This window comes from Saliphagus sp. GCM10025334 (assembly GCF_042663485.1).
GTDB lineage: Archaea > Halobacteriota > Halobacteria > Halobacteriales > Natrialbaceae > Natronosalvus.
The window spans coordinates 1-26,489 of the sequence record NZ_JBHTAF010000002.1 but is presented as its reverse complement, the minus strand read 5'-3'; the positions used below and the strand labels follow the sequence as shown (position 1 = coordinate 26,489).

General features: G+C 65.5%; 31 protein-coding genes. 19 read left to right on the top strand and 12 right to left on the bottom strand.

Translation table 11 applies throughout. The features are described 5' to 3' along the window. Nucleotides 1-175: 175 nt before the first annotated feature. The 4 genes from ACFQO4_RS08460 (at nt 176) to ACFQO4_RS08445 (ending at nt 5,655) form a co-directional block, all read left to right on the top strand. A complete protein-coding gene (locus ACFQO4_RS08460) occupies nt 176-2,077 on the top strand; it encodes a 2-oxoacid:acceptor oxidoreductase subunit alpha (RefSeq protein ID WP_500260513.1) in 1,902 nt (633 codons plus the stop codon). 2 nt (nt 2,078-2,079) lie between these two features. Next, on the top strand, nt 2,080-3,012 hold the full coding sequence (locus ACFQO4_RS08455) for a thiamine pyrophosphate-dependent enzyme (RefSeq protein WP_253430006.1): 933 nt from the start codon (nt 2,080-2,082) through the stop codon (nt 3,010-3,012). A 203-nt stretch (nt 3,013-3,215) separates the two neighbouring features. Then, the gene (locus ACFQO4_RS08450) at nt 3,216-5,042 is read left to right on the top strand and encodes a Rieske (2Fe-2S) protein (RefSeq protein WP_500260512.1); all 1,827 of its coding nucleotides are present in this window, start codon (nt 3,216-3,218) and stop codon (nt 5,040-5,042) included. Between the two features lie 106 nt (nt 5,043-5,148). Beyond that, complete coding sequence (locus tag ACFQO4_RS08445; RefSeq protein WP_500260511.1) at nt 5,149-5,655, top strand: DUF367 family protein; 507 nt, start codon at nt 5,149-5,151, stop codon at nt 5,653-5,655. 139 nt (nt 5,656-5,794) lie between these two features. Here the strand turns inward: ACFQO4_RS08445 and ACFQO4_RS08440 are convergent, their stop codons facing one another. Further along, nucleotides 5,795-6,016 carry a hypothetical protein gene (locus tag ACFQO4_RS08440; RefSeq protein WP_500260510.1) on the bottom strand — a complete coding sequence of 74 codons (222 nt, stop codon included), beginning with the start codon at nt 6,014-6,016 and terminating at the stop codon, nt 5,795-5,797. A 127-nt stretch (nt 6,017-6,143) separates the two neighbouring features. Between ACFQO4_RS08440 and ACFQO4_RS08435 the strand changes: the two genes are divergently transcribed. Next, nucleotides 6,144-6,293: a 50S ribosomal protein L40e gene (locus ACFQO4_RS08435; protein WP_253429994.1), complete on the top strand. Its 150-nt coding sequence runs from the start codon at nt 6,144-6,146 to the stop codon at nt 6,291-6,293. A gap of 163 nt (nt 6,294-6,456) precedes the next feature. Here the strand turns inward: ACFQO4_RS08435 and ACFQO4_RS08430 are convergent, their stop codons facing one another. After that, the gene (locus tag ACFQO4_RS08430) at nt 6,457-7,068 is read right to left on the bottom strand and encodes an MBL fold metallo-hydrolase (protein ID WP_500260509.1); all 612 of its coding nucleotides are present in this window, start codon (nt 7,066-7,068) and stop codon (nt 6,457-6,459) included. A gap of 238 nt (nt 7,069-7,306) precedes the next feature. Here ACFQO4_RS08430 and ACFQO4_RS08425 point away from each other — a divergent pair, with 238 nt between their 5' ends. From ACFQO4_RS08425 to ACFQO4_RS08410, 4 genes are all read left to right on the top strand, one after another. Further along, a complete protein-coding gene (locus tag ACFQO4_RS08425) occupies nt 7,307-7,708 on the top strand; it encodes a hypothetical protein (protein ID WP_500260508.1) in 402 nt (133 codons plus the stop codon). Between the two features lie 73 nt (nt 7,709-7,781). After that, nucleotides 7,782-7,955: a DUF5786 family protein gene (locus tag ACFQO4_RS08420; protein ID WP_500260507.1), complete on the top strand. Its 174-nt coding sequence runs from the start codon at nt 7,782-7,784 to the stop codon at nt 7,953-7,955. A gap of 33 nt (nt 7,956-7,988) precedes the next feature. After that, nucleotides 7,989-8,645, top strand: coding sequence for an endonuclease dU (locus ACFQO4_RS08415; RefSeq protein WP_500261162.1), 657 nt, complete (start codon nt 7,989-7,991; stop codon nt 8,643-8,645). 85 nt (nt 8,646-8,730) lie between these two features. After that, on the top strand, nt 8,731-9,741 hold the full coding sequence (locus ACFQO4_RS08410; protein ID WP_500260506.1) for an LLM class flavin-dependent oxidoreductase: 1,011 nt from the start codon (nt 8,731-8,733) through the stop codon (nt 9,739-9,741). A gap of 107 nt (nt 9,742-9,848) precedes the next feature. On the opposite strand, the gene ACFQO4_RS08405 is transcribed toward ACFQO4_RS08410, so the two are convergent. Continuing rightward, the gene (locus ACFQO4_RS08405) at nt 9,849-10,313 is read right to left on the bottom strand and encodes a DUF7992 family protein (RefSeq protein ID WP_500260505.1); all 465 of its coding nucleotides are present in this window, start codon (nt 10,311-10,313) and stop codon (nt 9,849-9,851) included. 107 nt (nt 10,314-10,420) lie between these two features. Between ACFQO4_RS08405 and ACFQO4_RS08400 the strand changes: the two genes are divergently transcribed. Together ACFQO4_RS08400 and ACFQO4_RS08395 are read left to right on the top strand one after the other, a co-directional pair. After that, nucleotides 10,421-11,209 (top strand): HAD-IIA family hydrolase, encoded by a 789-nt coding sequence (locus tag ACFQO4_RS08400; protein WP_500260504.1) that lies wholly within the window; start codon nt 10,421-10,423, stop codon nt 11,207-11,209. A 66-nt stretch (nt 11,210-11,275) separates the two neighbouring features. Then, the gene (locus ACFQO4_RS08395; RefSeq protein ID WP_500260503.1) at nt 11,276-12,334 is read left to right on the top strand and encodes a S66 family peptidase; all 1,059 of its coding nucleotides are present in this window, start codon (nt 11,276-11,278) and stop codon (nt 12,332-12,334) included. Between the two features lie 54 nt (nt 12,335-12,388). On the opposite strand, the gene ACFQO4_RS08390 is transcribed toward ACFQO4_RS08395, so the two are convergent. Together ACFQO4_RS08390 and ACFQO4_RS08385 are read right to left on the bottom strand one after the other, a co-directional pair. Beyond that, a complete protein-coding gene (locus ACFQO4_RS08390) occupies nt 12,389-13,336 on the bottom strand; it encodes an NAD-dependent epimerase/dehydratase family protein (RefSeq protein WP_500260502.1) in 948 nt (315 codons plus the stop codon). Nucleotides 13,337-13,453: 117 nt separating this feature from the next. Further along, nucleotides 13,454-13,900 (bottom strand): acyl-CoA thioesterase, encoded by a 447-nt coding sequence (locus ACFQO4_RS08385; protein ID WP_312909603.1) that lies wholly within the window; start codon nt 13,898-13,900, stop codon nt 13,454-13,456. Between the two features lie 87 nt (nt 13,901-13,987). Between ACFQO4_RS08385 and ACFQO4_RS08380 the strand changes: the two genes are divergently transcribed. The 7 genes from ACFQO4_RS08380 (at nt 13,988) to purM (ending at nt 20,300) form a co-directional block, all read left to right on the top strand. Next, on the top strand, nt 13,988-14,275 hold the full coding sequence (locus ACFQO4_RS08380) for a hypothetical protein (RefSeq protein WP_500260501.1): 288 nt from the start codon (nt 13,988-13,990) through the stop codon (nt 14,273-14,275). A 106-nt stretch (nt 14,276-14,381) separates the two neighbouring features. After that, on the top strand, nt 14,382-16,157 hold the full coding sequence (locus tag ACFQO4_RS08375; protein WP_500260500.1) for a TraB/GumN family protein: 1,776 nt from the start codon (nt 14,382-14,384) through the stop codon (nt 16,155-16,157). Then, on the top strand, nt 16,154-16,795 hold the full coding sequence (locus ACFQO4_RS08370; protein ID WP_500260499.1) for a zinc metalloprotease: 642 nt from the start codon (nt 16,154-16,156) through the stop codon (nt 16,793-16,795). Before ACFQO4_RS08375 ends, ACFQO4_RS08370 begins: the two co-directional genes overlap by 4 nt. Before the next feature lie 79 nt (nt 16,796-16,874). Next, nucleotides 16,875-17,573 (top strand): hypothetical protein, encoded by a 699-nt coding sequence (locus tag ACFQO4_RS08365; RefSeq protein ID WP_500260498.1) that lies wholly within the window; start codon nt 16,875-16,877, stop codon nt 17,571-17,573. A gap of 94 nt (nt 17,574-17,667) precedes the next feature. Beyond that, nucleotides 17,668-18,585 (top strand): acetamidase/formamidase family protein, encoded by a 918-nt coding sequence (locus tag ACFQO4_RS08360; RefSeq protein ID WP_500260497.1) that lies wholly within the window; start codon nt 17,668-17,670, stop codon nt 18,583-18,585. Nucleotides 18,586-18,684: 99 nt separating this feature from the next. After that, nucleotides 18,685-19,080 (top strand): DUF7344 domain-containing protein, encoded by a 396-nt coding sequence (locus ACFQO4_RS08355; protein ID WP_500260496.1) that lies wholly within the window; start codon nt 18,685-18,687, stop codon nt 19,078-19,080. A gap of 164 nt (nt 19,081-19,244) precedes the next feature. Continuing rightward, the gene (gene purM, locus ACFQO4_RS08350) at nt 19,245-20,300 is read left to right on the top strand and encodes a phosphoribosylformylglycinamidine cyclo-ligase (RefSeq protein ID WP_500260495.1); all 1,056 of its coding nucleotides are present in this window, start codon (nt 19,245-19,247) and stop codon (nt 20,298-20,300) included. A 52-nt stretch (nt 20,301-20,352) separates the two neighbouring features. Here purM and ACFQO4_RS08345 read toward each other — a convergent pair whose 3' ends face one another. From ACFQO4_RS08345 to ACFQO4_RS08330, 4 genes are all read right to left on the bottom strand, one after another. Next, the gene (locus ACFQO4_RS08345) at nt 20,353-21,132 is read right to left on the bottom strand and encodes a DUF5803 family protein (RefSeq protein WP_500260494.1); all 780 of its coding nucleotides are present in this window, start codon (nt 21,130-21,132) and stop codon (nt 20,353-20,355) included. 1 nt (nt 21,133) lies between these two features. Then, nucleotides 21,134-21,817, bottom strand: coding sequence for a DUF2110 family protein (locus ACFQO4_RS08340; protein ID WP_500260493.1), 684 nt, complete (start codon nt 21,815-21,817; stop codon nt 21,134-21,136). Continuing rightward, nucleotides 21,817-22,341, bottom strand: coding sequence for a transcription factor (locus ACFQO4_RS08335; RefSeq protein ID WP_254158196.1), 525 nt, complete (start codon nt 22,339-22,341; stop codon nt 21,817-21,819). Before ACFQO4_RS08335 ends, ACFQO4_RS08340 begins: the two co-directional genes overlap by 1 nt. Nucleotides 22,342-22,520: 179 nt before the next feature. Beyond that, entirely contained in the window at nt 22,521-23,075 is a 555-nt protein-coding gene (locus ACFQO4_RS08330) for a tRNA (cytidine(56)-2'-O)-methyltransferase (RefSeq protein WP_500260492.1), read from the bottom strand. A 213-nt stretch (nt 23,076-23,288) separates the two neighbouring features. Between ACFQO4_RS08330 and ACFQO4_RS08325 the strand changes: the two genes are divergently transcribed. Further along, complete coding sequence (locus tag ACFQO4_RS08325) at nt 23,289-23,519, top strand: DUF8119 family protein (protein WP_500260491.1); 231 nt, start codon at nt 23,289-23,291, stop codon at nt 23,517-23,519. Between the two features lie 132 nt (nt 23,520-23,651). Here the strand turns inward: ACFQO4_RS08325 and ACFQO4_RS08320 are convergent, their stop codons facing one another. Genes ACFQO4_RS08320 through ACFQO4_RS08310 form a run of 3 tightly spaced genes read right to left on the bottom strand, consistent with a single transcriptional unit; the run spans nt 23,652 to nt 26,290 of the window. Next, nucleotides 23,652-24,119 carry a universal stress protein gene (locus ACFQO4_RS08320; RefSeq protein ID WP_500260490.1) on the bottom strand — a complete coding sequence of 156 codons (468 nt, stop codon included), beginning with the start codon at nt 24,117-24,119 and terminating at the stop codon, nt 23,652-23,654. A 3-nt stretch (nt 24,120-24,122) separates the two neighbouring features. Beyond that, nucleotides 24,123-25,841, bottom strand: a complete 1,719-nt coding sequence (locus ACFQO4_RS08315; protein WP_500260489.1) for a VC_2705 family sodium/solute symporter — start codon at nt 25,839-25,841, stop codon at nt 24,123-24,125. After that, the gene (locus tag ACFQO4_RS08310) at nt 25,838-26,290 is read right to left on the bottom strand and encodes a DUF4212 domain-containing protein (RefSeq protein ID WP_500260488.1); all 453 of its coding nucleotides are present in this window, start codon (nt 26,288-26,290) and stop codon (nt 25,838-25,840) included. The genes ACFQO4_RS08315 and ACFQO4_RS08310 overlap by 4 nt, the downstream gene beginning before the upstream one ends. Nucleotides 26,291-26,489 lie beyond the last annotated feature (199 nt).

The window sequence follows — 26,489 nt, the reverse complement described above, 5'->3', positions numbered from 1 at the left end:
GGGCCTCTGTCTACAATTCTAAATGCGTTTTCTGTACGTACACCCGGAAACGGCCGAGATATCCTGCCCGGACCCTCATTCTTCACGAAAGTTTCTTGGTAATCTATAGCAAAGGCTTTAGGTTCGCTGGAGCAAAATTCCGCATACTGCTGGCCACCGAGGCCGCTTATCCACCATGAGCGATCATGAACTTATCTGGCGAATCGCAGGCGGTTCCGGAGACGGAATCGACTCGACGAGTCAGAACTTCGCGAAGGCCCTCATGCGGTCGGGCCTCGACGTATTTACCCACCGACACTATCCGTCTCGGATTCGCGGTGGCCACACCTACGTCGAGATCCGCGCGGCGGGGCACAAGGTACAGTCTCGGGGGGACGGGTACAACTTCCTCCTCGCACTCGGCGACTCCTTCGCCCGGAACCCGAAGGAAGGCGCCTACTACGGCAACGAGGAGATCAAGCCCCTCTCGGAGAACTTAGACGAACTCAACGAGGGCGGAATCATCGTCTACGACTCGGGGCTGCTCTCGGAGGACGACGTGTCCGACCTCGACCTCGAGGAGCGTGCCGAGGAGAACGACTGGCACGTCTTCCCGATCGACCTTCGGGCGATGGCCAAAGAGCACGGCCGCGAGGTCATGCGCAACACCGCGGGCGTCGGCGTCACGGCGGCGCTGCTGGAGATGGACCTCGAGCACATCGAGGACCTGATGCGCGACGCCATGCCCGAGAAGATCCTCGAGCCGAACCTCGAGATCCTCCACGACGCCCACGACATGGTCACGGAGGAGTACGACTTCGAGCACGACCTCCGCATCCCGGAGGGCGAACACGAGGACGAGCAGGCGCTGCTCTCGGGCTCGAACGCCATCGCCTACGGTGCCATCGATTCCGGCTGCCGGTTCATCGCCGGCTACCCGATGACGCCGTGGACGGACGTCTTCACCATCATGTCCCAGAACCTGCCCGACATGGGCGGGATCTCCGAGCAGGTCGAAGACGAGATCGCGGCCGCGGCCCTCGCCGTAGGCGCGAGCCACGCCGGCGTGAAGGCCATGTCCGGCTCGTCCGGCGGCGGATTCGCTCTCATGAGCGAACCCCTCGGCCTCGCGGAGATGACCGAAACGCCGATCGTGTTGCTCGAGTCGATGCGGGCCGGCCCCTCGACGGGGATGCCCACCAAACCCGAGCAGGGCGATCTCGAGTTCACCCTCTACACGAGCCAGGGTGACTCCGCGCGCGTCGTCTTTGCGCCCGCTAACATCGAGGAGGCCTACGAGCAGACGCGCCTGGCGTTCCACATTGCCTACGAGTACCAGATTCCGACGATCATCATCTACGACCAGAAGCTGAGCGGGGAGAACGAGAACGTCCCCGTCAGCTTCCTCGACCGCGAGCCCGACCCGTCGCTGGGCTCGACGCTCACCGAGGACGAACTCGAGGACCTCCCGCACGACGAGTCCGGGAAGTTCCACCGGTTCCAACACGACGTCGAAAACGGCGTCAGCCCACGCTCGCTGCCCGGCCAGAAGGGCGGGCGCTTCCTGGCGACCGGGAACGAGCACACGCCGGCGGGGCACATCTCGGAGGACCCCGACAACCGCGTCTTCCAGATGGACCGACGGCTCGAGAAGCTCGAGGCCATCCGCGCCGAACTCGACGAGGAACACGACTCGAACCAGACGTACGCGGGCGACGAGTCGGCCGACTTCGGCATCATCACCTGGGGATCGGCCCAGGGTGCCGTCCTCGAGGCGACCGAGCGCCTGAACGAGCAGGGCCACTCGGTCAAGGCCGTCGGCGTCTCCGACATGATGCCGTTCCCCGAGACCGAACTCACCGAGTTCATCGAGAGCGTCGACCAGGCGATGGTCGTCGAGATGAACGCCACGGCCCAGTTCCGCGGCCTGATCCAGAAGGAACTCGGCCGCTATGGCGAGAAGCTGACCAGCCTGCTCAAGTACAACGGCAATCCGTTCGAACCCGCCGACGTCGTCGAGGGCTACGAGCTCAACGTCGACGGCTCGGACGCAGAGCCGGACGCGCAGGTTCGGATCGAACCCGCTGCAGGTGACTGACTATGAGTGCATTCAACGCAATCGGCGACGAACGCGAGATCGACCGTGACGAGTTCACGCCCGGTCTCGAGCCCCAGCCGACCTGGTGTCCGGGATGTGGCGACTTCGGCGTCCTCAAGGCGCTGAAGCAGGCCCTCCCGGAGGTCGGACTCACCCCGGAGGAAGTCCTGACCGTCACCGGCATCGGCTGCTCGGGCAAGCTGAACAGCTACCTCGACACCTACGGGTTCCACACGATTCACGGCCGCTCGCTGCCGGTCGCCCGCGCGGCGAAACTGGCCAACGACGGCCTGACCGTGGTCGCTGCGGGCGGCGACGGCGACGGCTACGGGATCGGTGGCAACCACTTCATGCACACGGCTCGAGAGAACCACGACATGACCTACATCGTGTTCAACAACGAGGTCTTCGGCCTGACGAAAGGGCAGACCTCGCCGACGAGCCCGAAGGGCCACACGTCGAAGACGACGCCCCACGGCAACGCGAAGTCTCCGATTCGGCCGCTCTCGCTGGCGCTGACCTCGGGTGCGACCTACATCGCCCGCACGGCGGCGGTGAATCCGAACCAGGCCAAAGAGATCATCAAAGAGGCCATCGAGCACGACGGCTTCGCCCACATCGACTTCCTGACCCAGTGCCCAACCTGGAACAAGGACGCCCGTCAGTACGTCCCCTACGTCGACGTGCAGGAGTCCGACGACTACGACTTCGACATCCACGACCGCCAGGAGGCCCAGGAGATGATGTTCGAGACCGAGAACGCCCTCTACGAGGGCACCGTCCTCACCGGGCGGTACTTCGTCGACGAGCGTCCGTCCTACCAGCAACAGAAGAAGGAACTGGGTGAGATGCCCGAGGAGCCGCTCGCGGAGCGATACTTCGACGACGACGCCGAGTGGGAGCGCAGCTACGACCTGCTCGAGCGCCACAAGTAACCCCGCGTTCGAATCCGATCCTGATTCGGTTTTTCGGGCCTTCGAATCCATTTTCGTCGGTGGCCGCTCGAGATTCGACCCTCGACTCTCGAGTCACGAGTCTCGCCGCGTTCTCTTTTCACCACGAGACGCGTTTCTGCCGCTCGACGTGCTTAAATTGATTTCAGGGAACGCCTTTAGGACTCCCCGTCCATCGTTCTCGTATGTCATCCGACAGTGAATCGGGGTTCGTCGAGGCGGTTTCCCTCGAAGACCTGCGAGAGAACGGTCGTGAACTGCTCTCGAAGAACGGCACGGCCATCGCCCTCTTCTACCACGAGGGCGAGGTCCGGGCGGTCGACAATCGCTGTCCACACATGGGCTTTCCCCTCGCAGAGGGAACCGTCGACGACGGCATTCTGACCTGCCACTGGCACCACGCCCGGTTCGAACTCTCCTGCGGGGACACGTTCGATCCGTGGGCCGACGACGTCCGCACGTACCCGACGGAGGTTCGCAACGGCACCGTCTACGTCGACCCGAACCCGCCGCTCGAGACTTCGCCGGCCGAACACTGGGCAAAGAGGTTGGAAACGGGTCTCGAGGAGAACCTGCGGCTGGTGACCGCCAAATCGACCATCGGCCTGCTGGACGCCGACGTGGAGTCCACGGAACCGATGGCGACGACGCTCGAGTTCGCCACCCGCTACCGGGACATGGGCTGGTCCTCTGGCGCGACCATTCTCGGCTGCATGGCGAACGTGATGGACGATCTCGCACCCGAGGACCGTAAGCGGGCGCTCTACACCGGCGTTCGCCACGTCGCGAGCGACTGCGCGGGGGAGCCACCGAAGTTCGACCAGCCGTCGTTCTCGACGAGCGAGGTGTCCCTCGAGCGCCTCAAAGACTGGTTCCGCGAGTGCGTCGAGGTCCGGGACGCCGACGGCGCCGAGCGCTGTCTGCGGACGGCCGTTGCGGCCGGCCACACCGAAGCCGAGGTCGCGGAGATCGTCTTCGCCGCCGCCACGGACCACCCCTACCTCACGACCGGCCACGTCCTGGACTTCGCCAACACGGCCTTCGAGTCCCTCGAGCACGTCGGCTGGGACCTCGCAGGGGACGTCCTCGCGTCGCTGGTCGAGCCGCTGGTGACCGCCAGCCGGAGCGACGAGTCCTCGGCGTGGCGCCAACCGGTCGACCTCGTGGCCCTGCTCGAGGAGGTCTACGGCGGTGACGTGGGCGAGACGAGCGGGCTCGAGGCGCTGGCCGCGGAGGGAGCGGACGCTCGCGAAGCGGGCGAGTGGGAAGTGCCGGCCGATCTCGAGGCCACGTTACTGGGTGACGACCCCGAAGCCATCGTCGACGCGCTGGCCGACGCCGTCGCCGACGGCGCGACGACCGAGGACCTCGCGGCGGTCGTCACGCGAGCGGCCACGACGCGGGTCGCCCAGTTCGGCGTCGCCAACGAGTTCACCGACTGGAACACGGTCCACCACACGCTCAGCTACGCCAACGCCGTTCACCAGACGACCCGCCGGACCGACGCCGTCGAACTGTACCGGGGCGTGTTCGACGCCGCGATGAGCGTCTACCTCGATCGATTCCTCAACACGCCGCCCGCGCCGGTACCGGAGCCGGGAGACAACGAGACCGGACGAGAGCCGGACCTGATCCTCGAGGGCCTCCTCGAGACGTTCGACCGCGAAGGCGAGGTCAACGAGGCGGGCCGACTCGTCGCCGAGTTCTTCGATTGCGGCGGCGACCCTGCCGACCTCAAAGAGACGCTCGGTCGCGGGCTCCTCCGAGAGGACGCCGGCTTCCATACCCTCCAGAACGTCGAGGCGGCGTTCCGACAGTTCGACCTGCTCGCAGCGGAGAGAGCGGCCGGTACGGGAACTGGCGAAGCGCTGGCCGACGAGCGTGCGCGACGGATGCCGCTGCTCGCAACGGCGCGGTACATGGCCGCCCACTTCCCGACGAACCGCGAGGCCGAGCAGACGTTCCGGATCGCCTCGCGGCTGAATCGCGGGGAGGCGATTCACGAGGCCTGAAGCGGTCGTCGGTTCAAAGCCGGCCCCGGCCCCGTCCCTGCTCCTGACGCTCGCAGGGAACGCGAAGATCGACCCCCTTTTGGTCCCCTCGCCCCTCTCTCGGGGCGTGGAGTGTCACGTTTACTACGAGGGCGACGACGACCCGAAGAAGTGCACGGCCCGGCGCCTCGAGCGCTTCAACCGGGCAATTCTCCATCGCTCGATGCGGGCCGTCCCCTACGGCGTCGTGCTCAACCCCCACGCCGAGCGGGCGCTCTCGCCGGCGGACGCCGACGACGCCCTCGACACGCTCGTTGCCCTCGACTGCTCCTGGGAGTCCGCCGAGCAGGCGGCCTTCTCGATGTCGGGCGTCCACCGGGCGCTCCCCTTCCTGGTCGCCGCTAATCCCGTCAACTACGGCCGACCGTTTCGGCTGACGACCGTGGAGGCGCTCGCCGCGGCGCTCCGGATCTTCGGTCACGAGGAAGCCGCTGCCGACCTGCTCGAGCCGTTTCGCTGGGGCGAGACGTTCCTGACGCTCAACGAGGAACCGCTGCGACGGTACGCCGGGTGTGCGGACTCGAGCGAAGTCGTCGCCGTCCAGGAGGAGTATCTGGCGGACGAGGAGTCCTGACTCCGCATTTGGCTTCGGCTCCGACTCGATCCCGGACCCGATCCTGACTCTGAACCTGAACCTGGACCTGGACCTGGACCTGGACCTGAACCTGGACCTGAACCTGGATCTGGACCTGGACCTGGATCTGAACCCAATATCAGTTCTCACTCGAGCCCCGATACCCGACGAGCACCAGCAACAGGACGCCGACCCCGCAGAGAACCAGCGGCGGGATGGCGACGACGCCGAACGCCACGCCGTCCTGGCTGGCGAGCAGCGCACCGACGCCGAGTCCCGAGAGGACGAAGCCCACGGCCATCGCCTGGAGGCCCCGGTGGACCAGTATCGCTCGCATCGAAGCCGCCCTGTCGTCGCTCACGTCCGGCGAAAGGGTCGAACCGGTTGTAAGCGTACCGTTCGACGGCTCGCGTCCCGCGCGACTCGAGGCTCGCGTGGTACCAACGAGGGATCACAGCCGTTATATGGCCCTCTGGCTAACGACCGGTATGGCCAGTTTCGACGCCGCGGAAAAACGGACGCTCGAGAAGATGATCTGCATGCGCTGTAACGCCCGCAACTCCCAGCGAGCGACGCGCTGTCGCAAGTGCGGCTACAAGAATCTCCGTCCCAAGGCGAAGGAAGCCCGCGCGGCCTGATCGACTCGGCTCCGATTTCTCTTCGCTCGAGGCTATTCACGTCGTAAATAGCGACGGCAGAACCTCTTCGACCTCGATGCAAACGGGTGTTCTCGTCTCCTCTTGCTTCGGAGATGTGGGGTCGAAAAATCTTAGCCTATAGCGAGCTCGCGGCGAGAGACCACTACTCCTCAGGGTACTTCGGCTCCCGCTTCTCCGCTCGCTCGAGCGCCGTCTCGATTACGTCCCTGACGTCGCCGTGGAACACCTCGCCGTGACCCGCGTACAGGTGCTCGACGCCATCGGGAAGCCGATCGAGCAGGTGCTGGAGGCTCTCGATGAGCGTCTCCCGTGACTGTCCTGGCATATCGGTCCGTCCGAAACTGCCGTAGTCGAACGCGCCGTCGTCGTGGACGACGACGTCGCCGCTAAACAGGGTCGTTGCCGAGACCAGCGAGACGTGGTCGTCGGCGTGTCCCGGCGTGTACACCACCTCGAAGTCCTCGTCGCCGATCCGAACCGCCTCGCCGGCCTCGAGCGCCTCGGCCCGGAGCGGATGATCTGCGTAGGCGTAGACCGCGGGGTCGAACGCGTCGACGACGGCCTCGAGTTCGGCCACGTGGTCGCCGTGCTGGTGGGTCAGGACGACGGCCTCGAGGTCGTCGGTGTACTCGCGAATGACGTCGACGACGCCGTCCATCGAGCCGGCGTCGACGAGTGTCGTTCGGGCGCCGGTGACCAGGAACGCGTTGCAAGTGAACGTATCGGCATCCTCGGTGACGTGGTGGACGTCCATATACGAACGAATCCGCACCAACGGACAAAAGCGCTGGCCTGGAGGAGACTCGTCAGTCGAGAGTCGACGGCCCTTGAACTGGCGAGAGGGTGCCGACTCGAGCAGGAGCGATGGTACCGTCGATGCCGTCCGATACACTCGAAATGGGTTTGTCATCGCCACTATCTGGCCTCGTGACCCATCAACTACCGGTTGATTAGGTCGGTCGCTTAAGTACTATCGCCTCTAACGTGTTGGTATGACAACGGTTCGATTAGAGAACGGCACGGACACGATGCGGAAGTGGAACGACGTATTCGAAGCCCTCTCGGCCGAACCGCGACGTCAACTCGTCGTCTCGCTCATGGATGCCCCGCGAGACGAGGCGGTTTCGCTCCCGGAGCATGCGATCAATCCGGACGCTCCTGCCGACCCCGACGTACTCCGAACGGAACTCTTCCACCGCCATCTGCCGCTCCTGGACGGCCTGGGGTTCGTCGAGTGGGAGTCGGACCCGTTCGTCGCCTCCCGCGGTCCGCGGTTCGAGGAGGTGGCCGCGGTATTCGAGGCGCTCCATTCTCACGCCACCGAACTCCCCGAGTCGCTGGTCCTGGGCTGTCAGCGACTGGAACGGGAACGAGAGATTTCGATCAGTGACTGACGTGCTCGAGTCGGCGAACGTATCGTTCTGGTGCCAGTATCCTTATTTGGCTTCGGCCTGTAGTTTACTCCATATGGGGTTCGGAAGCTACGACGAGTCCGAACAACGAGACGTCGATGCGGATTTTGACGAGGACGACGCGGTGGAATCGGACGAAACCAACCACCAGGGGAGTATCGAGTTCGAAAACGGCGCCTCGAGCGAGGAACTGCTCGACCGGCTCAAAGACATCAAGGATCGCAACTAACGCGTCGGTTCACAGGGCGGGGCCGCGATGAACCTGAAATCCGGGACGCGAGCGTTCGGTGTCGCCGAGTCGTACCGACCCGAGGCCGACGAGAGTACGCTCGCCGCGGCCGTCGTCCGCGCCGACCGCGTGCTCGACGGCGCGATTTTCGACCGGTGTACCGTCGGTGGCCTCGATGCGACCGATACGATCGTCTCGCTCGTCACCGGTCTCGAGCGCCCTGACGTTCGCATCTGTTTCGTCGGGGCGGTCGCTCCCGCCTGGTACAACCTGCTCGACCTCGAGGCGATCCACGATCGGACGGGCGTTCCCGTCGTCGCGGTCACCTTCGAGGAGAGCGACGGCCTCGAGTCGGGGCTCCGCGAGGCGTTTTACGGCGAGGCGCTCGAGACGCGCCTCGAGCGGTATCGGTCGCTCCCGCCGAGGCGATCGGTTCGTCTCGAGGGTGAGACGGGTTCTAACGAGGCGGGTTCAGACGGGACGGATTTGGACGGGGCAGGTTCAGACGAGATGAGTTCAGACGGAGCGGAGACCGTCTACGTTCGAACGGTCGGCCTCGACGCCGACCAGGCCGCGTCGTTCGTCCGGGCGTTCACGCCAGAAGGCGGCCGCCCGGAGCCGATTCGCGTCGCACGTACGCTGGCTCGAGCGGGCGACGCGTATCGCCACGAGCGAGGCGGTCACGAGTAGCCGTTGATTGACGTTCATGGGTCGGGCGTCGGGCGGAGCGCCGTCGTTAGAAACGACTTTACCTCCCTCGTGCAATTTTCACACCATGCAACTCGGCACCGGGCTGTTCACGTGCCAGCAGCGGCCGGACGACAACCGCTCGATGAGCGAGCTCTACGACGAGGTCCTCAAGCTAGGCCGGGCCATCGACGACGCCGGCCTCGACAGCGCGTGGGTCTCGGAACACCACTTCGCCGAGGACGGCTACCTCTCGGCGACGATGCCCACCCTGGGTGCGCTCGCTGCCGCAACCGAGAACGTCGAGATCGGGACCTGCATCGCGCTCGCGCCGCTGTACGACGGCGTGCGCCTCGCGGAGGACGCCGCGACCGTCGACCTGCTCTCTGGCGGGCGGATGACTCTCGGTCTCGCCATCGGCTCTAATCCCCGGGAGTTCGACGCCTTCGGCGTTCCCCGCGAGGAACGGGTCGAGCGCCTGGCCGATCAGGTCGACCTGTGTCGGGCCGCCTGGTCCGACGGCCCGCTCGAGTACGACGCGCAGTTTCACGACGTCTCTCCCGACGTGACCGTCACACCAAAACCCGACGGTGACGTCCCGATCATGCTGGGCGGAAAGGCCAAGCCGGCCGTCAGGCGGGCTGCGCGCACCGCCGACGCCTGGTGTGCGCCCTCGTCACTCTCACTTCGGGGCCTCGAGAAGCGTGTCGAGGACATTCGAAACGTACACGAGGAGGAAGGCTTAGACGACGACGACGACTTCGGCATCTACGTCATCAAACACGGCTTCGTCGGTGATTCCCGCGAGGAGGCCTGGGAGACGATGCGAGACGGCTACCTCTACATCCAGCGACGCTACGCCGAGATTTTCTCCGGTGAGCCCGTCGAGGAACTCCCCGCAGAGCGCACGCAGGAACTGAAGGAGCAGGCGATCTTCGGCACGCCCGAACAGGTCACCGACGAGCTCGAGACCTATCGGGAAGTGCTGGGTGATGATATCCACGTCATCTTCCGAACGTACCACCCAGGCACCGACACCGAGGCCATGCGCGAGTGCATCTCTCGACTGGGCGAGGAGGTCGCGCCTGAACTCCGCTGACGGCTTTCTAAACGCTTCTGGCGCGGTTTCTGTTTCTCGCGATTACTGTTCCTTGCGGTCACTGTTTCTCGGTACTCCTCGAACCTGTGAGTGGCCGACTTGTGCGTCTAGAAATCCGGCAGATCCTCCGGCGGCTCGTACTCGGCTTCCCAGTCGATGTACTCGTCCTTGAGGATTTCACAGACCAGTTGCCCGAACTCCGTGAGCTCGGCGTTGATCGAGGAGACGGTCCCCCAGGAGTCGAGTTCCGGGTGATACTCCTTCTCCTGCCAGTCCTCGGGAATGCCCGGTGCGTGGTAGCCGACGCGGTCGGCGAAGTCGTCCCAGAAGAAATCGAATTGCGAGAACAGGCCGAGGTCGGTCGCGATTTCGAACGCTCGCGGCTCGAGGTCGGCGTCTTCGCGCCAGGCGTCGAAGGCCTCCTCCCAGGCGCCCTCCTCGAGGAACGCCTGGAGTTCCTCGCGGCGGTAGTCGATGTCGTCGGGTTCGCCGACGACGGTCGCGTCCTCGTACTCGTTGGGGTCGACGTAGGAGAGTTCGGGCGGATCCGGGGGCTCGACCTCGAGTGTCATGGTCGGTGGTACGGCCGGGGTGTGAATAAGGATTGGTACAGCCATCTCGCGCCAGCGCGAACACCGAGACCCGAAGGCTCAACACGCTCGCGCGCCAGATGCCGGCCATGACGCGCTACGAGGCGGTGATCCTCGACGTCGACGGAACCCTCGTCCGGGGCGACCGACTGCTGCCGGGCGCGGCCGCGGGCATCCGGGCGATCGACGACGCCGGCTGTGATCGCCTGCTGTTCTCGAACAACCCGACCCGCGGGGCGGCCCACTACGAGGAGCGACTGTCGGCGCACGACCTCACCGTCGACCCGCGTCGAGTGCTCACGTCCGGGACCGTCACCGCCGAGTTCCTCGCAGACACACACCCGGAAGCATCCGTCTTCGTCGTCGGGGAGTCGCGACTCGAGGCCCTGCTCGAGGCGGCCTCGCTCGCCGTGACCGACGACCCACGGGAGGCGGCCGTCGTCCTCGGGTCGATCGACCGAGACCTGACCTACGACGATCTCAGCGACGCGCTGACGGCACTCGAGCACGCCGACGCGTTCTACGGGACGGATCCGGACGTGACGATTCCCACCGACGGGGGAATGGTACCCGGGTCGGGGACGATTATCGCCGCGATGGAGGCGGTTGCGGAGCGCGAGGTCGACGGCATCCTCGGCAAGCCCTCGGAAATCGCGGCCGACGCCGCGTTCGAGCGCCTGGGTCTCGAGGGTGACCCGGAGCGAACCCTCGTCGTCGGCGACCGGTTGAATACGGACATCGAACTCGGTGTACGGGCCGGGACGGACACCGCGTTGGTGACGACTGGCGTGGCGAGTCGCGCCGATGTCGCGGCCGCCGACCTGGAGCCGACGTACGTTCTCGATTCGCTGGCGGAACTCGAGGACCTGCTCGGCTGAACCGGGCCGTGCTATCGACTCGCAAACCTGGCATAGTTTCTTGAGCCGACCGGCACAGTCACACCTATGGACGATCAAGAGTTCGTCACGCCACCGCCGCTCGAGCGCGGAAGCCGGATCGCCGTCGTCGCCCCGGCGTCGAATCCCGCACTCGAGGCACCTCACGTCTACGAACTGGGACTCGAGCGCCTGCGGACCGTCTTCGACCTCGAGCCGGTCGAGTATCCGACCACGGAGATGGGCCGGGAGGAACTCTACGAGAACCCCGAAGCGCGAGCGAGGGACGTGATGGACGCCTTCGTGGACCCCGACGTCGACGGGGTAATTGCCGTCATCGGCGGCAACGACCAGATCCGGATGCTCTCACACCTCGAGCCGGACGTCCTCCGCGAGAACCCAACGCGATTCTACGGCTACAGCGACAACACCAACCTCGCGACGTACCTGTGGAACCTCGGGATCGTCTCGTTCTACGGCCCCGCGGTGATGGTCGAACTGGCGATGGACGGCGAGATGTTCGATCACACCATCGAGTACGCCGAACGGGCGTTCTTCGAGGATTCTATCGGGACGGTCGAACCGGCCCAGCGATTCACCGACCAGCCCGGCAACTGGGCCGATCCCGAGGCCCTCGAGGAGCCACGTGAGACGGAAGCGAGCGACGGCTGGCACTGGTCGGGCGGGACCGACGCCGTCGCCGGACAGGTCTGGGGCGGCTGTCTCGAGATCATCGACCAGCAGTTCCTCGCGGACCGGTACCTGCCAGGGGACGCCGCGCTCGAGGGGACGGTACTCGCCCTCGAGACCTCCGAGGAGGTCCCCGTCCCCGAGTGGGTCGCCGGCGTGTTGCGCGCATTGGGTGAACGCGGTCTCCTCGAGCGCTTCGCGGGCGTGCTCGTCGGTCGACCCACGTCCCGGTCACACGAGGAGGACCGACCGCCCGAGTGGCGCGAAACCTACCGAGAGCAACAGCGCGAGGTCGTCGCGGACGTCCTCGCGGAGTACAATCCCGACGCGCCGGTGGTGCAGGGACTCGAGTTCGGCCACGCCTGGCCGACCGTCCCCATCCCGATCGGCGGACGGGTCGAGATCGATCCCGTCGACGAGACGGTTCGGTTTCCGTAGGTTCAGAAGGGCGGGGAAGGGGCGAACTCGGACTCGACGGATCGTCCTCGACCGTCAGGGCCACCGGAGATCTCCGACGCCGAACGGCTCGAGTTGTGGTAGCCCCGCCTCGATTCGCCGCCTCGAGCACGGCCGGGTTGGCTCGAGGGCCTCCGGTAAGGGATCGCACACGGCTTCCGGCGCCGGCTCCGTCGCCTCCTCGGCGAGCATCCGGACGCCGGCGGTCGTCACGACCGGCGTCTCGAGAATCCGTTCCTGGGCCCAGGCCGAGGCGAGGTGTGCCCGGACCGGCGCGGGGACGACGATGGGGTTCCGTCCGATTGCGTCGCCCACCCGCTTCACGAGTTCCGCGACCGTCAGTTCCTTCGGGCCCGCGACGGCGACCGTCGTCTCCGAGAGCCGATCCTCGACGATCGACGCTGCCAGTACGTCGACGAGGTCCTCGATCGCCACGGGTCGAATCCGGCGCTCGCCGAGCCCGACACGCGGAAACACCGGGACGGTCGCCAGCGAGCGGGCGATTCCCCACAGCATCCGGTCCCCCGGTCCGTAGACCACGCCGGGTTTGACGACCGTGTACTCGAGTCCCGACCGGCGGACTATCCGCTCGACTGCCCACTTCGACTCGTGGTATCGCCACCCACAATCCGGGCGGGCACGCAGGTAGCTCGTGAGGACGAGCGTCGAGACGTCCGCGTCGGTCGCCGCCTCAACCACGTTCCTCGTCCCGTCGACGTGGACGGCCTCGTACGTCTGTGCCCCGCGCTCGTGATTGATTCCGGCGAGGTGGACCACGGCCTCGCAGTCGACGAATGCCTCGCGTAGCGTCCGCTCGTCGGTCACGGCGGCTGGAACGAATTCGACGTTCTCACGCTCGAGCAGGTCGACGTTTCGTTCGTCGAGCCCTCGAGCGATCAGTACGAGATCGTGCCCGTCGTCGCCGAGGCGTCGAACCAGGTGTGACCCCACGAATCCGGTGCCACCCGTGATCGCGATTCTCATCGTCGGGGCTGACGGTGCTCGTCGGGTTAGTAGCGTCGGTCGCGTTCCGTCGGTGGGGCGCCGGGGTGGTCCGGTACTGGCTCTCCCAACGTGGTCGCTGCTCGTGTCACCGTGCGCTCAGCGGTCGCCGGTATCGTACTCCAGAGCCTCCCGACGCAACTCGTCGCCGCGCTCGGACTCGACCGTCAGGTCCGGAACCGGGGTCGGCTTGCCGTCGTCGTCGACGGCGACGAACGTGAAGACCGACTCGGTCGTCTTCTCTCGCTCGCCCGTCCGGAGGTCCTCGCGGTAGGTCCGGAGTCGCGTCTTGATGCTCGTCCGACCGGCCTCGAAGACGTACGCCGAGATGAACGCCACGTCGCCGACCTGGATCGGCCGCTCGAAGTTCATTCGGTCGACCCGGGCCGTGACGCAGGTCTCGCCCGAAAACCGCATCGCCGACATCGCGCCGATCTCGTCCATCCAGAGCATGACGTTCCCCCCGTGGGCCGTCTCGAGGTTGTTCGAGTGATTCGGCTGGACCATCTCGCGGTTTTCGATCAGCGTCTCGAGGAGCGCGGTCATCGCTGCTGGCTTCTCCGCCCGGGAATCAGTTTCTTTCGATCGGGTTCGATCACCTGCGACGCGCCTCGAGTATCAGCACCAGCACTTATGACGGTCGCGTGCGGACTCGGGACGAACGCACAGATGGGTGCTCGAGACAGTGGCAGAGGTAGAGATAGAGACAGCTACAGAAGCCTTCGTCGATGGCTCGGGGTCCCCGGTCAGCTACTCGTCGGCGGCCTCGTTCTCGCCGCCATGCTCGGTCTCGCGTGGCTGGCCGCGCGGTCGATCGACAGCCTGACGTTCCGTCTGGCGGGGATCGCCGTGCTCGGCCTCGTCCCTCCGGCGCTGCTTCTCGAGGTGGCCGCACTGACCGGTGGTCGTCGACGACGGTGATCGGGCGCTCGTACCCGGAACCGGTATCGGATCGTCCGCCTACCGCTCGAGGAACATTTCGTTACCCTTCGATACTGGTAAAAGCCGTGAGCGAGTTACCCCGACAATGAGCGATGCAGGTGACGCGACCGTTCCGGACCCGCCCGAACCACCGGAACGCAGTCGTGGCTCGATTCACGTTCTCGGGACGGCCCACGTCTCCCAGCGGAGCGTCGACGACGTCCACGAGACGATCGACCGCGAGGACCCCGACGTCGTCGCCGTCGAACTCGACGAGGGGCGGTACCGCCAGATGCAGGGCGGCACGCCCGACGACATCGAAGCGAAGGATCTCCTGAGCGGCAACACCGTCTTCCAGTTTCTGGCCTACTGGATGCTCTCGTACGTCCAGTCTCGCCTCGGCGAACAGTTCGACGTCGAACCCGGCGCCGACATGAAGGCGGCCATCGAGGCGGCCGAGCGAAACGGCCACGGCGTCGCCCTCGTCGACCGGGACATTCAGGTGACGATCCAACGGTTCTGGGCACGGCTCACCGCCACCGAGAAGCTCAAGATGGTCGGCGGGCTCGCCCTCGGAGTCACCGACCCCCGGACGCTTTCAGTCGCCTTCGGCGGGGTGTTCGGTCTCGCCCTCGGGCTCCTCTTCGGAACCCTGTTCGCCACGACGGCCGGCCTCGAGAGCGCACTCGGCCTCGGAATTACGAATCCGACGATGCTCCAGTACGTGGGCGCCATCGGCATCGGGCTGATCGGCGGGCTGTTCGTCGGATTGCTCTTTCTCCCGTCACTCGAGCACGCGGGGGAGTACACCGGTGGCTTGCTCAGCGGGTCCTCGCTCCGGGTGGTTACGGGTGCCGCGCTCGGCGTCGTCGGAATGGGGGTACTGGTCGCAACCGAGACGTTCGTCGGCCCGTTCGACGCCGGTGCACTCGAGGCGGCCGGGGACTTCGCTATCCGTGGCATCGTCAGCGGACTCGTCGGACTCGGGATCGGCGTCGCCATCGGCGCGGCCGTCGGTCTCTTGCTCGAAGCGCTCACGTCGGACGTCGAGAACATCGAGGAGATCGACATCGAGGAGATGACCGACGGGGACGTCGTCGCCGCCATGATGGAGGAGTTCCGCCGGTTCAGTCCGAGCGGGGCCAACGCGCTGATCGACGAGCGAGACGCCTTCATCGCCCACAAACTCCACACGCTCAGGGGCCAGGGCTACGACGTCGTCGCCGTCGTCGGCGCCGGTCACAAGGCCGGCATCGAACGCTACCTCGCGGCGCCCGAGACCCTGCCGCCCATGGAGTCGATCACGGGAACGGCATCGAGTCGTCGGTTCTCGATCTTCAAGGTCATCGGCTATCTCGTGATGGTCGCGTTCGTCGGCTTCTTCTTCCTCCTGTTGATGGCCGGCGTCCGGGACATCTTCTTGCTCAAGGTGTTTCTCGCGTGGTTCCTGTTCAACGGCGTCTTCGCGTTCACGCTGGCTCGCCTGGCCGGGGCGCGCTGGACCAGCGCCGGCGTCGGCGGCGCCATCGCCTGGCTCACGAGCATCAACCCGCTGCTGGCTCCCGGCTGGTTCGCCGGGTACGTCGAACTCCGGTACCGCCCGGTGAACGTCACGGACATCAGGACGCTCAACACCATCATCGGCGACACGTCGAAACCCATCACGGAGTCCATCGAGGAGATGTTCGACGTGCCGCTGTTCCGACTCATCATGATCGTCGCGCTGACGAACGTCGGGAGCATGATCGCGACGTTCCTCTTCCCGCTGGTCGTCTTACCGTGGCTGGCCGGCGGTGAACTCGGCGGGGTCGACGCGTTGATGAACGAACTCATCAGGGGCGCACAGAACAGCCTCGAGTTGATCTACGAGGTCCTCTCGTGAGCTACGAACGACCCTCCCCACTCACGTTCAGCGACCGGGAACTGTTCGACCTGGCGCTCGCGTGGATCGTCCTGAGCGTCGCGTTCGCCCTCCTGCTCGCCCCCATCCACCTCGGACTGGCTTCGGCTGGCCACTTCGCGACGATGATCGCGCTGAGCTTCGTCACCGTCGGCGTCGCGTTCCTCTTGCACGAACTCGCTCACAAGGTCGTCGCGGTTCGCTTCGGCCAGGTCGCGGCGTTTCGGGCGGACTACCAGATGCTCTTTCTCGCGATCATGAGCGCGCTGATCGGCTTCCTCTTCGCCGCGCCGGGCGCCGTCTACCACCGGGGACGGATTACCTATCGCGAGAACGGGCTGATTTCCGTCGCCGGCCCGGTGACGAACCTGATCCTCGCCGGGCTCTTCTTGCCGATGCTCGTCGGGACGCGGGCGCTCGAGGGACCCGCACTCCTCCAGCAGGTCGGACACATGGGCGTCGTGATCAACCTGTTCCTGGCCGCGTTCAACATGATCCCATTCGGGCCGCTCGACGGCAAGTCCGTCCTCGAGTGGAGCAAGCCGGTCTTCGCGGTGACGTTCGCGACGTGTGCCGGCCTGCTCGCGCTGTTTTACCTCGAGTTCGGTCTCCCGTTCTAATCTCGATCCGTTCTTTCAAGCTAAAACGACGATTTTACCCTTCATCGGCTTTTTCACCGCTGTTCTCGTACGAACGGGTATGAACAGGCGAGCGATACTGGCTGCACTCGGTGCCATGACGGCGGCCGCGGCGGGCTGTCTGGCCGACGAAGCCAGGCCCTCGAGTGTGGACGACAGAAACGACGCTGAAAACGGTGGGAACGGCGATGACGGTGGGGCTGACGGCGGTGGGGACGAGAGCCGCGTCCTCGAGGCGTTCGACGGCGAACCGACCCGGCCCGAGTGCGACGTCGAGTCGGAGACGGTCGAGGTAGAGTACGGGGATGACCACGAAGAGTACGAGACGGCCGAAACGATCCCCTACCCCGTCATGCCGGAGGGATTCGACGAAGAGGCGGTGATCGATTACCTCATCGCGTTCGACGAAGCGTACCTCACTCACGACCTGCTGTGTGACCGATCCGGTTCGGGTCGAATTCTCCGCATCGGTCACAGCGTTCGAGAACGTGAGACCTTCGACTGGCACGAGGGAGTCACGACCGTCTTCTTGCTGCGTGCGGCCGGCGCGACAGCGGGTTTCTCCGATGACGGAGCGGTCTGGGAGGCCGACATCGGATTCAGCGCGGTCGTCTACGCCATCGACAGGGGTGGCGTCGCGAGAGCCGACTACCGGGACGCGGGTGCTGCCCTCGACCCGGAGGAACGCGAGACTACGGCGCCGGATCCTCTCGAGGACGGGACGCTGGTGGCGACGTTCGAGGGTGGGGTGACGTTCTGAGCACTCGAGGGCCACCTCATCGAACTGGAACGGTCGACGGCCGCGAACGACCACGCGGTTTGATGGCCGGGCCATCCCTCTTTGTACTCGAGCCATGACCGATATCGATACCGACCACACGATCAGCTACGAGGACGGCAAACTCTACGAGTTCACTCCCGATCTCGAGCCAACGATCACCGTCGACTCGGGCGATAGCCTGACCGTCGAGACGGCCGACAGCCTCGAGGGTGCGATTCAGGAGGACTCGGACGTCCTCGAGGCGGTTCCCGAGGAGGTGAACGCGGCGACCGGTCCCATCGCGGTCGACGGATCCTCGCCAGGGGACGTACTCCGGGTCGAGATCGAGGAAATCCGCGTCGCGGAGAACGCGGGCCGGGTCGTCACCATCGACGGCTTCGGGCTGCTCGACGGCCACGAGAACGTCGATGCTCCGCGATCGAAGATGACGCCGGTCGAGGACGACGCGCTCGTGTTCGAGGACCTCGAGGTGCCGCTCGCGCCGGTGATTGGAACCATCGGCGTCGCCACCGCCGAGGACGGCTACAGCACGCTCGTGCCCCACGACCACGGCGGCAACCTCGATACGACCGATATCACGACCGGCAACGCGGTCTACTTCCCCGTCTTCCAGGAGGGCGCTATGCTCGCGATGGGCGACTGCAAGGCCGCGATGGCCGATGGCGAGATGTGCGGCACCGGCGCCGAAATCGCCACCGAGATCGACGTCACCCTCGAGGTGCTCTCCGACCCTGCGACGAGCCTCGAGCGCCCGCTGGTCGAGACGAGCGACGCCTGGAAGTCGCTGGCGAGCGCCGAGACGCTCGAGGCGGCCTGCGAGCTCGCGAACCAGGATGCCATCGCGTTGCTTGGCGCCGAGCACGACTTCGACGATACCGAGGCGTACATGTTCTCGAGCCTGGTCGGCGGCCTCGAGATCAGCCAGGTTGTCGACCCGCTGGTTACGGTTCGGAACGCGATTCCGAAGGCCTACCTCTCGAGTCCGTTTTGATCGGGTACCGACTCGAGCGGGTTCGCGGTTCGCTATTGCTGCCGTTGCGTGTTTCGCCGTCGACAGTGCCTGGATGCGGCCTCCTGTCGACGCACCTGCATGGTTAGGCGCAGTTCTCACCTCGATACTCGAAAATGGACTGGTACGATGTCAAAGACACGACCGACGGTTCGCAATCAGGAGGTCGCACATCGGATACTCGCGAATCCACGACGACGACGGCTCCTCACTATACTCACGATGCGAGGGCAGGATACAGTCGATGGCCTTGCCGAGACGATCTCGAGACGGGAGTGTCTGCCGGACGACGACGCCGAGGACCGTCGACGCGTTCGGCGGGACGTTCACGTTTCGCTCGTCCACGTGCATCTCCCGATGGTAGCGGATCACGGGCTCGTCGAGTACGACAGGGACAAGGGCGACGTTGCATTACTCGAGAAGGCGGAGTCCGTCACGTCCGAGGGCGCCCTCGAACTGGCTGTCGGTGACGCCTGACCTCGAGCGGTTGATCGAACTGCCGAACGCCACACTGCCGTACTCGACAATGCCGCACTCGACACCGCCGCACGCGATGCTGCCGCTCGGCGTGGGATCCGCCGCCTCGCCCCCTCCGACGCTGGACCGGTGACCTTTTGGCCTCGCCCCGTGCTCTCTCGAGCATGACCAACGAGGCGAACGAGGTGGGGGGTGGTTCCGGCGACGGCGACGGCGACAGCGCTGGGGACGTCGACAAGGACAGTGATAGCGAGCCAGAGGAACTCACCTACGCCGAGACGGGTGTCGACATCGACGCCAGCGAAGACGCCACGGCCGCGCTCCTCGAGGCGTTCGGGAGCGGCATAACGACCGAGTACGCCGGCCTGCTCGACATCGGCGACCGCTACCTCGCGCTGGCGACCGACGGGGTCGGCACCAAGCTCCTCGTCGCCGAGGCCATCGAAGACTTCTCGACCATCGGTATCGACTGCATCGCGATGAACGTCAACGACCTCGTCGCCGCGGGCGTCGAACCGGTCGCGTTCGTCGACTACCTCGCGGTCGACGAACCCGACCACGACCTCACCGCCGAAATCGGTGAGGGGCTGGCGACCGGTCTCGAAGAAGCGAACCTCACCCTCCTCGGCGGCGAAACCGCGGTCATGCCCGAGGTCGTCACCGGCTTCGACCTCGCCGGAACCTGCGCCGGTCTCGCGCTCAAAGACGAAATTCTCGATGAAGACGCCGAGGCGGGCGACGTCCTCGTCGGCTTCCCCTCGAACGGCATCCACTCGAACGGCCTCACGCTCGCCCGCGAGGCTGTGACCCGGAACCACGACTACGGCGACACCTTTCCGCTGGACCCCGAGGTCACCATCGGCGAGGAACTGCTTCGACCGACCCGTCTGTACACACACTTGCTCGAGCCGATGCGACGCCACGACGTTCGAGCCGCCGCACACGTCACAGGCGGCGGGTGGACGAACCTGCTCCGAATGGGCGAGAACCGGTACGTGATCGAGGATCCCCTGCCGGCCCAGCCGATCTTCGAGTTCGTCGCCGAGGAGGGGAACGTCGCCGACGAGGAGATGCACCGCACGTTCAACATGGGGACCGGATTCGTGGTGGCTCTGGGCGAGTCAGACGCCGAGGCACTCGTCGACGAGACCGACGGGGAGGTCATCGGACGCGTCGAGGAAGGTGACACGGTCGAGATCCGCGGTCTGTCGCTGTCCTGAGCATCACGCCTCGAGAGCTGCCTGTATCCACTGTACCCACGCCTCGAGCTGCCTACATCCCCGGGGGCGGCCCCTTTCCCGAGTCGTCCTCGAGCTCGACGTCGAGGCCCATCGACTTCCGTTTCTCTTCGAGGGCCTTGATCTTCCGGTAGTAGTAGGCGACGCCGGCACCACCGACGGTGACGACCACGAGGACGACGCCGGCGAAGATGAAGACGTCCCGTCCCAGGTAGTACCGGATCGAGATCGAGCTATCGACGTGGTCCCACCGGAGATGCTCCCGGTCGTCGACGACCTCCCGCTCGTGCCCGCCCGGGTTCACCGACCCGAAGAGGTAGTTCGTCGATCGATATCCGGCAGGGAGGATGACCTCGTAGGACCCCTCGACGTACGCCGGCAGGTAGAACTGACGCTGGCTCGCGGGCCCGGTGAACGCCAGCGTCCCGTTGCCGTCCGGAACTCGGATGTCGGTGCTCGAGCGGTCCTGGTCGACCTCGAGTTCGGAGCCGGTGAGTTCGGTGCCGTTCGGGTACCAGTAGCGAACGGCCCGAACCTCGAGTGGCTCCTCGCGGTAGAGGGTCGACCGGTACAGCGACACGTCTTCGGTGTCGTTCAGGTCGTAGACGGCGCGGAATTCTCCGTCACTGATGAACGATCCGCTCTCGACGTCGATGGCGACGTCCGCCTCGCGGTCCCGGAGATCATCGTACGACTGGGACTCGTCGAGGGTCTCGTCGGAGATGCCGCCAAAGAGCATCGTACACCCGGCAGTCGTCGCGAGCAGGGCGACGGCGAGCGTTGCGAGGACGAGGCGGCGGGTGACAGGTGCCATATCAGGGAACGACGCAGCGCAACTCCGCCGGCAGGTACGAGCCGATGCTCGAGAGTAGCCCCGGCGGGTCCGTGTCGTCCGTACAGATGACGCTCTGCTCGAGTAAGCCCAGCCGTTCGATCGTGACGTAGTCCTGGGCGTGGCCGGCGCGGTTGAGCGTCGCCCGGACCTCCGCGCGGGTCGCGCTGTTGACGTTCAGGCGGCCGGTCCCGCGCGTCCACTCGAAGAGGCGGTCGCGTTCGGCGTCGGTCAGCCGCGAACCGTCCGCCTCGTCCGGTCGGTAGACGAACTGCAACGGCAGGTGCTGGACCAGGCCGAAGCGCTCTCTGACCTGTGCAGGCGATCCCGGCCCCAGGCCCAGCTGGTCGGCCGGGATTCGAACCCCGGTCTCGGTTCCGACGTCGAGGACGAACCCGTTGTCGTCCCACGATTCGAGCGTGCCGACGTAGGTTTCTCCGGCCTCCAGGTCGGGGACGATTTCGCCCCACTCCTCGCGGAGGACGTTGCGGGCGACGACGGCGTCCTCGCCCTCGATCGTGACGGAGGGGAAGTCGTCGTGTCGGACGCCGATCTCGAACTCGACGTCGAGTTCGCCGATCTCGTTGTCGACCAGCGATCGCAGGGAATCCAGCGCCCGCTGTCGGGCATCGCCGTCGACGTACAGTTTGGTTGCGAGGACGACCATCAGGCGGTGGATTCGACGTTGAGTTCGTCCTCGAGGGCGTCGAGGCGGTCGTCCATCGCGCGGACGAGCCGACTGTTGTCCATCGATTCGACGGGCGAACCACACTCGGGACACTCGAAGCCGAAGTCCATCGCTTCGCCGAACTCGAAGCGAATCGAACAGATCTCACAGAGGTAGAACTCGTGATTCTGCTCGTACTCCCGGCGGTCGAGGAGGGCGTCGTAGAGCCGGTAGAGTTCCTCCTCGAGGTTCTCCGGGATGTTCTCGTACTCGAACGTCCAGAGGTAGGTGAGCCAGCCGGAATCCTCGTCACGGAGGCGGCGATAGGTGGCGAGGTCGTTCTCGTACAGGATGAACAGTGCCCGCCGCACGTCGTTCAGTTCGAGGTCCAGCGTCTCGGCGAGTTCCTCGTCGGTCACCTCTCCGTCCGGTGGTGCCGCCGCGACGGGCATCCCCTTGGGACCGACGAGCTCGTGTAAGTACTTCTGGATAACCGGGTCCTCGAGCAGGTCCTCAAAAGCCATTACCCCGTACTAATCGCATGCGGCCATTAAGTCTTGTTACTCGGTGCTTGTTACACGGTACGCTGACCACGACGCTGTATACCGTGTCGGCGTCGAACCGCGAGTCCGTGCCGCTCGAGTGGGGGTGTCCTCGGTGCCATCTGCCGACACTCTCCGTCAGCCGATCTGCCGCCACTCACTCACTCCTCGTCGGCCGAGACGACCCGCTTGCCCGTCTCCATCGGAACCACGCGCCGATCCGCGTCTTCCCACTCGTGCTCGAGTTCGCGCCCCTCGAACAGGCGGTCGAGGAAGACGGCCAGTCCCGCAACCTCGGAGTGGGGCTGGTTCGTCACGCCGACGTTCCAGTCAGCCTCCTCGTAGACGTCGAAGGGCACTTTCTCGGCGCCGACGACGACCAGGAGGGGGGCGCCGTTCTCGTGGTGGGTCATTCGAACGGCGTCCTCGACGTCCTGGACGCGCTCGCCGTACATCGTCAGGTGGACCACCTTGCCCTCCCACCCGCGGATGACTCCCTGTGGGGAGCCGGTTAACTCGACTGCGAACGGCCCACCGAAGCGCTCGGTGATGTCCGCGACCGTCTCGAGGGACTGGCCGGCGTTGTCCGGGAGGAGGACGCGGTCGGCACCCAGCGCCCGGGCCGTCAGGCCGACGTGAGTCGTCATTCGCTCGTCTCGCCCGGGGCGGTGGCCGAGTCGGAGGACGGCGACCTCGGGGTCGCGACGCTCGTTCATACGAACGCGTAGCTTGCTGGGACATATGTGCGTTCGGATCCGTACTGGCGTGCCCGGATCCGCGATCGCACGTCTGGCCCCGCAACCCTGTGCTCGATCGGCCGAAATCGACGGCGGAACCCGAGAGCCGCTTCGGCGGTAGCTTTTTGCTCGCACCGGGACACACACTGGCATGCACTCGACTGGATCGCTGGCGGCGCAGGGTGACTCGCAATGAAGCCGGGCGCGTGGCTCGAGACCGCCCGCGAGGAGCGGTGGGGAATGCTGGTCGACTTGCTGTTCGCGATCATCTGGGTGACGATCGTCGAGCTCATCTTCAGCGCCCTCGAGGGACCAACCTGGGCGTACTACGCGCTCATGCTCGCGGGAATCGTCGCCTACTTCGCGTTCGTCTGGAATCTCGAACTGGCCCGGGAGTGGTCCGGCTCCGGCGAGAAGCGGTGAGGGTGGGGCGGGGTTCTCGAGGTCGTCACCGAACGCGAGCCGATGGTCACTGCGAACGCGAACCGTAGTCTCGAGACCGATACTACTGAGCGATGAAAACACGAAAAACGGAACGGGTTACCGGGTCTACCGTTATTCGTCGACCGACTTCCGGGCGTCGACGACGAGCACCGGAACGGTCGTCGACCGCAGGGTCCGTTCGGTGACGCTGCCCAGCAGGGCGCGTCTGACCCCGGAGCGACCGTGGCTGCCCATGACGACGAGGTCGACGTCGTTGTCCTCGACATAGTCGGCGATCAGGGCGTGCGGTCGACCGCCCGAGTAGTGTTCGACCACCGAGAGGCCCCTCGCCGAGGCCAGGTCACGAACGTACCCGGTCGCGGCCTCCGCCTTCTCGCGAAGCTCGGTCATTCCCTGGAAGTCGCCCTGTCTGAGGCGATCGACCTGTTCCGTTCCGAGGCCGTAGGCCACCGCGTCGGTGTCGACGACGTACAGCGCGTGTACTTCCGCGCCGTACTTCTCCGCGAGGTCGAGCCCGTGATCGACCGCTACTTCCGCCACGCTGCTACCGTCCGTCGGGATGAGTATGCGTTCGTACATTGGTCAGTCGTCCGCTGGGGTGGGTCCGTTTCCGTTTCGTTCCCTGACGACGTCGGCCGCCGTCTTGTCCTTCGGCATCGGATCCGGGCTGTGACACTGCCGAACCATCTGCTTGGTCTGGAGGGGCGGTTCGGGCGTCACCAGCGACACGACGATCGTGACGGCGAAGACGACCGGAACGCCGATCAGTCCGGAGCCGATCGCGGGCATCCAGGTCTCGAGGAACTCGATTCCCAGGGGCGCGATCTGGAAGTGCCCCTCGTTGAACATCGGGATGAGCCAGAGGATCAGCCCAGTGGACATCCCGGCGAGTGCCCCCTGGCGGTTCGTCTTCTCCCACCAGAGTCCGAGGAAGAACATCGGGAACAGCACCGTGGCTGCCAGCGAGAACGCGAACGAGACCAGCGCGGCGATCGGGGCGGACGGGTCGAGCGAGAACAGGATCGTCAGCGCGCCGAGTGCGACGATGCTCAGTCTGCCGACGAGGACCTGCTGGCGTTGGGTCGCGTCGGGGTTGATGATGTTCGCGTAGATGTCGTGGGAGATCGCCGACGAGCCGGCGATGAACAGTCCGGCGACGGTCGCGACCGCCGCGGCGATGCCGCCCGCCGCGACGATGCCGACGAGCCAGGTGGGCAGGCCGGCCAGCTGCGTTGCCAGCACGACGATGACGTCGCCGGCCTCGGCACTCATGCCCGGGTCACCGTATGCGGGCTGGACCTCGCTGCTGTATAGATCGGTCCCGAATGCCGCGTACGCAGGCGCCGAGAGGTACAGCAGGCTGATGAAGAACAGTCCCCAGGTACACGACCAGCGGGCGGTTCGCTCGTTCTCGACCGTGTAGAAACGAACGAGGACGTGCGGGAGTCCGCAGGTTCCGAAGATCAGGCTGAACGCCGTCGCGATCCAGACGTAGTAACTCTGGTTCACGAACGGCTCGGAGAACTCGGCGCTGAGTTCGCTGATCAACATTCCGTACTCGAGCTGGGGGAGGACTGACGAGTAGCCAGCGGTGTACCCGGTCACCCACAGTCCGATCAGGAACGCGCCGATGAGGATGACGTACTGGAGGACCATCGTTTTGGTCGCGCCGAGCATCCCCGACAGCGAAAGGTACGCGATCGTGATGACCATGAAGATGACCATCATCGCCTGATAGCCGCTCAGGCCAGGAATACCGGGGTCGCCGAGGATGTACAGGCCGACCAGTCCCATCCCGCGGGCCTGCCCGAGCGCGTAGACGAACCCGATGAGGAACGTCGTGACCGCCGCGATAGCGCGAGCGGCGTCGGAGTTGAATCGATCGCCGATGAAGTCCGGCGCGGTGTACTTCCCGAACCGGCGCATCTGGGCGGCCAGGAAGATGAGCAGGACGAAGTAGCCGGCGGTCCAGCCGACGACGAACGCCAGCCCGTAGACGCCCGACAGTGCGATGAGCGCAGCCATGCCGAGATAGGATGCTGCCGACATCCAGTTGGAGCCGATAGCCATCCCGTTCTCGACGTTCCCGATCGAGCGGCCGGCGACCCACATGTCCGACGTGTCGGCGACTTTGTAGAAGACGCCGGCCGCCAGGAACAGGCCCATCATCGCGATGACGATGATCGCCGGGATCGGCTTGAACCCGATGTTCAGGCCCTCCGGGAGCAGTTCTTCGTCCGCTTGCAGCACGACGGCGGCGTCCCCGATCAGCGAGAGCGCCGCGAACGCGAGGCCGTTCATCGATCGACACCCCCGTCAGTTGCCGCCGGCTCCGAGCTCGTGTCGGTTCGGGTCGTTTCTGGCGTCTGTACCTGCTCGATTCCGTACTTCTCGTCGATCTTGTCGCGCTTACGCACGTACCAGACCGACAGGAGGAGTGCGCCGCCCGGGCCGCCGACTGCGATCAGGAAGTAGTGAAGCGGGAACCCCAGCCCTGGAATCGGCTGGGTCATCAGATCCGGCGCCAGCCGCGTCGCAGTGACCGGCCCGAAGACGATGATCGCCCAGAGGAAGAACCCCGTCAGGATGACTCTGTTGTGATCCCGCATGAACGGCGTTCCCGGCTTCAGCAGGTTGATCTCGACGTCCAGGTAGTCGATCTCCTTCTCTCGTTCGACGTCCGAACGGCCGCCGTCTGTCACGACCGTCCGTTCCTCTCGCTCCGATTCGTGAGTGGTATTATCTGACATTGTATCGTTCGTGTATCGTGTGCTGTGATTGTGGTCTCGATAATCGATAAGCGGTGATCTACCCAGGCCCCTCCTCAGTCGTCCCCAACCTGGGCAGCGATGTCCTCGACGACGTCCGGGTTCCGGAGCGTCGAGGTGTCGCCGAGTTCGTTGCCCGAGGCGATGTCCTCGAGCAGGCGACGCATGATCTTGCCCGAAC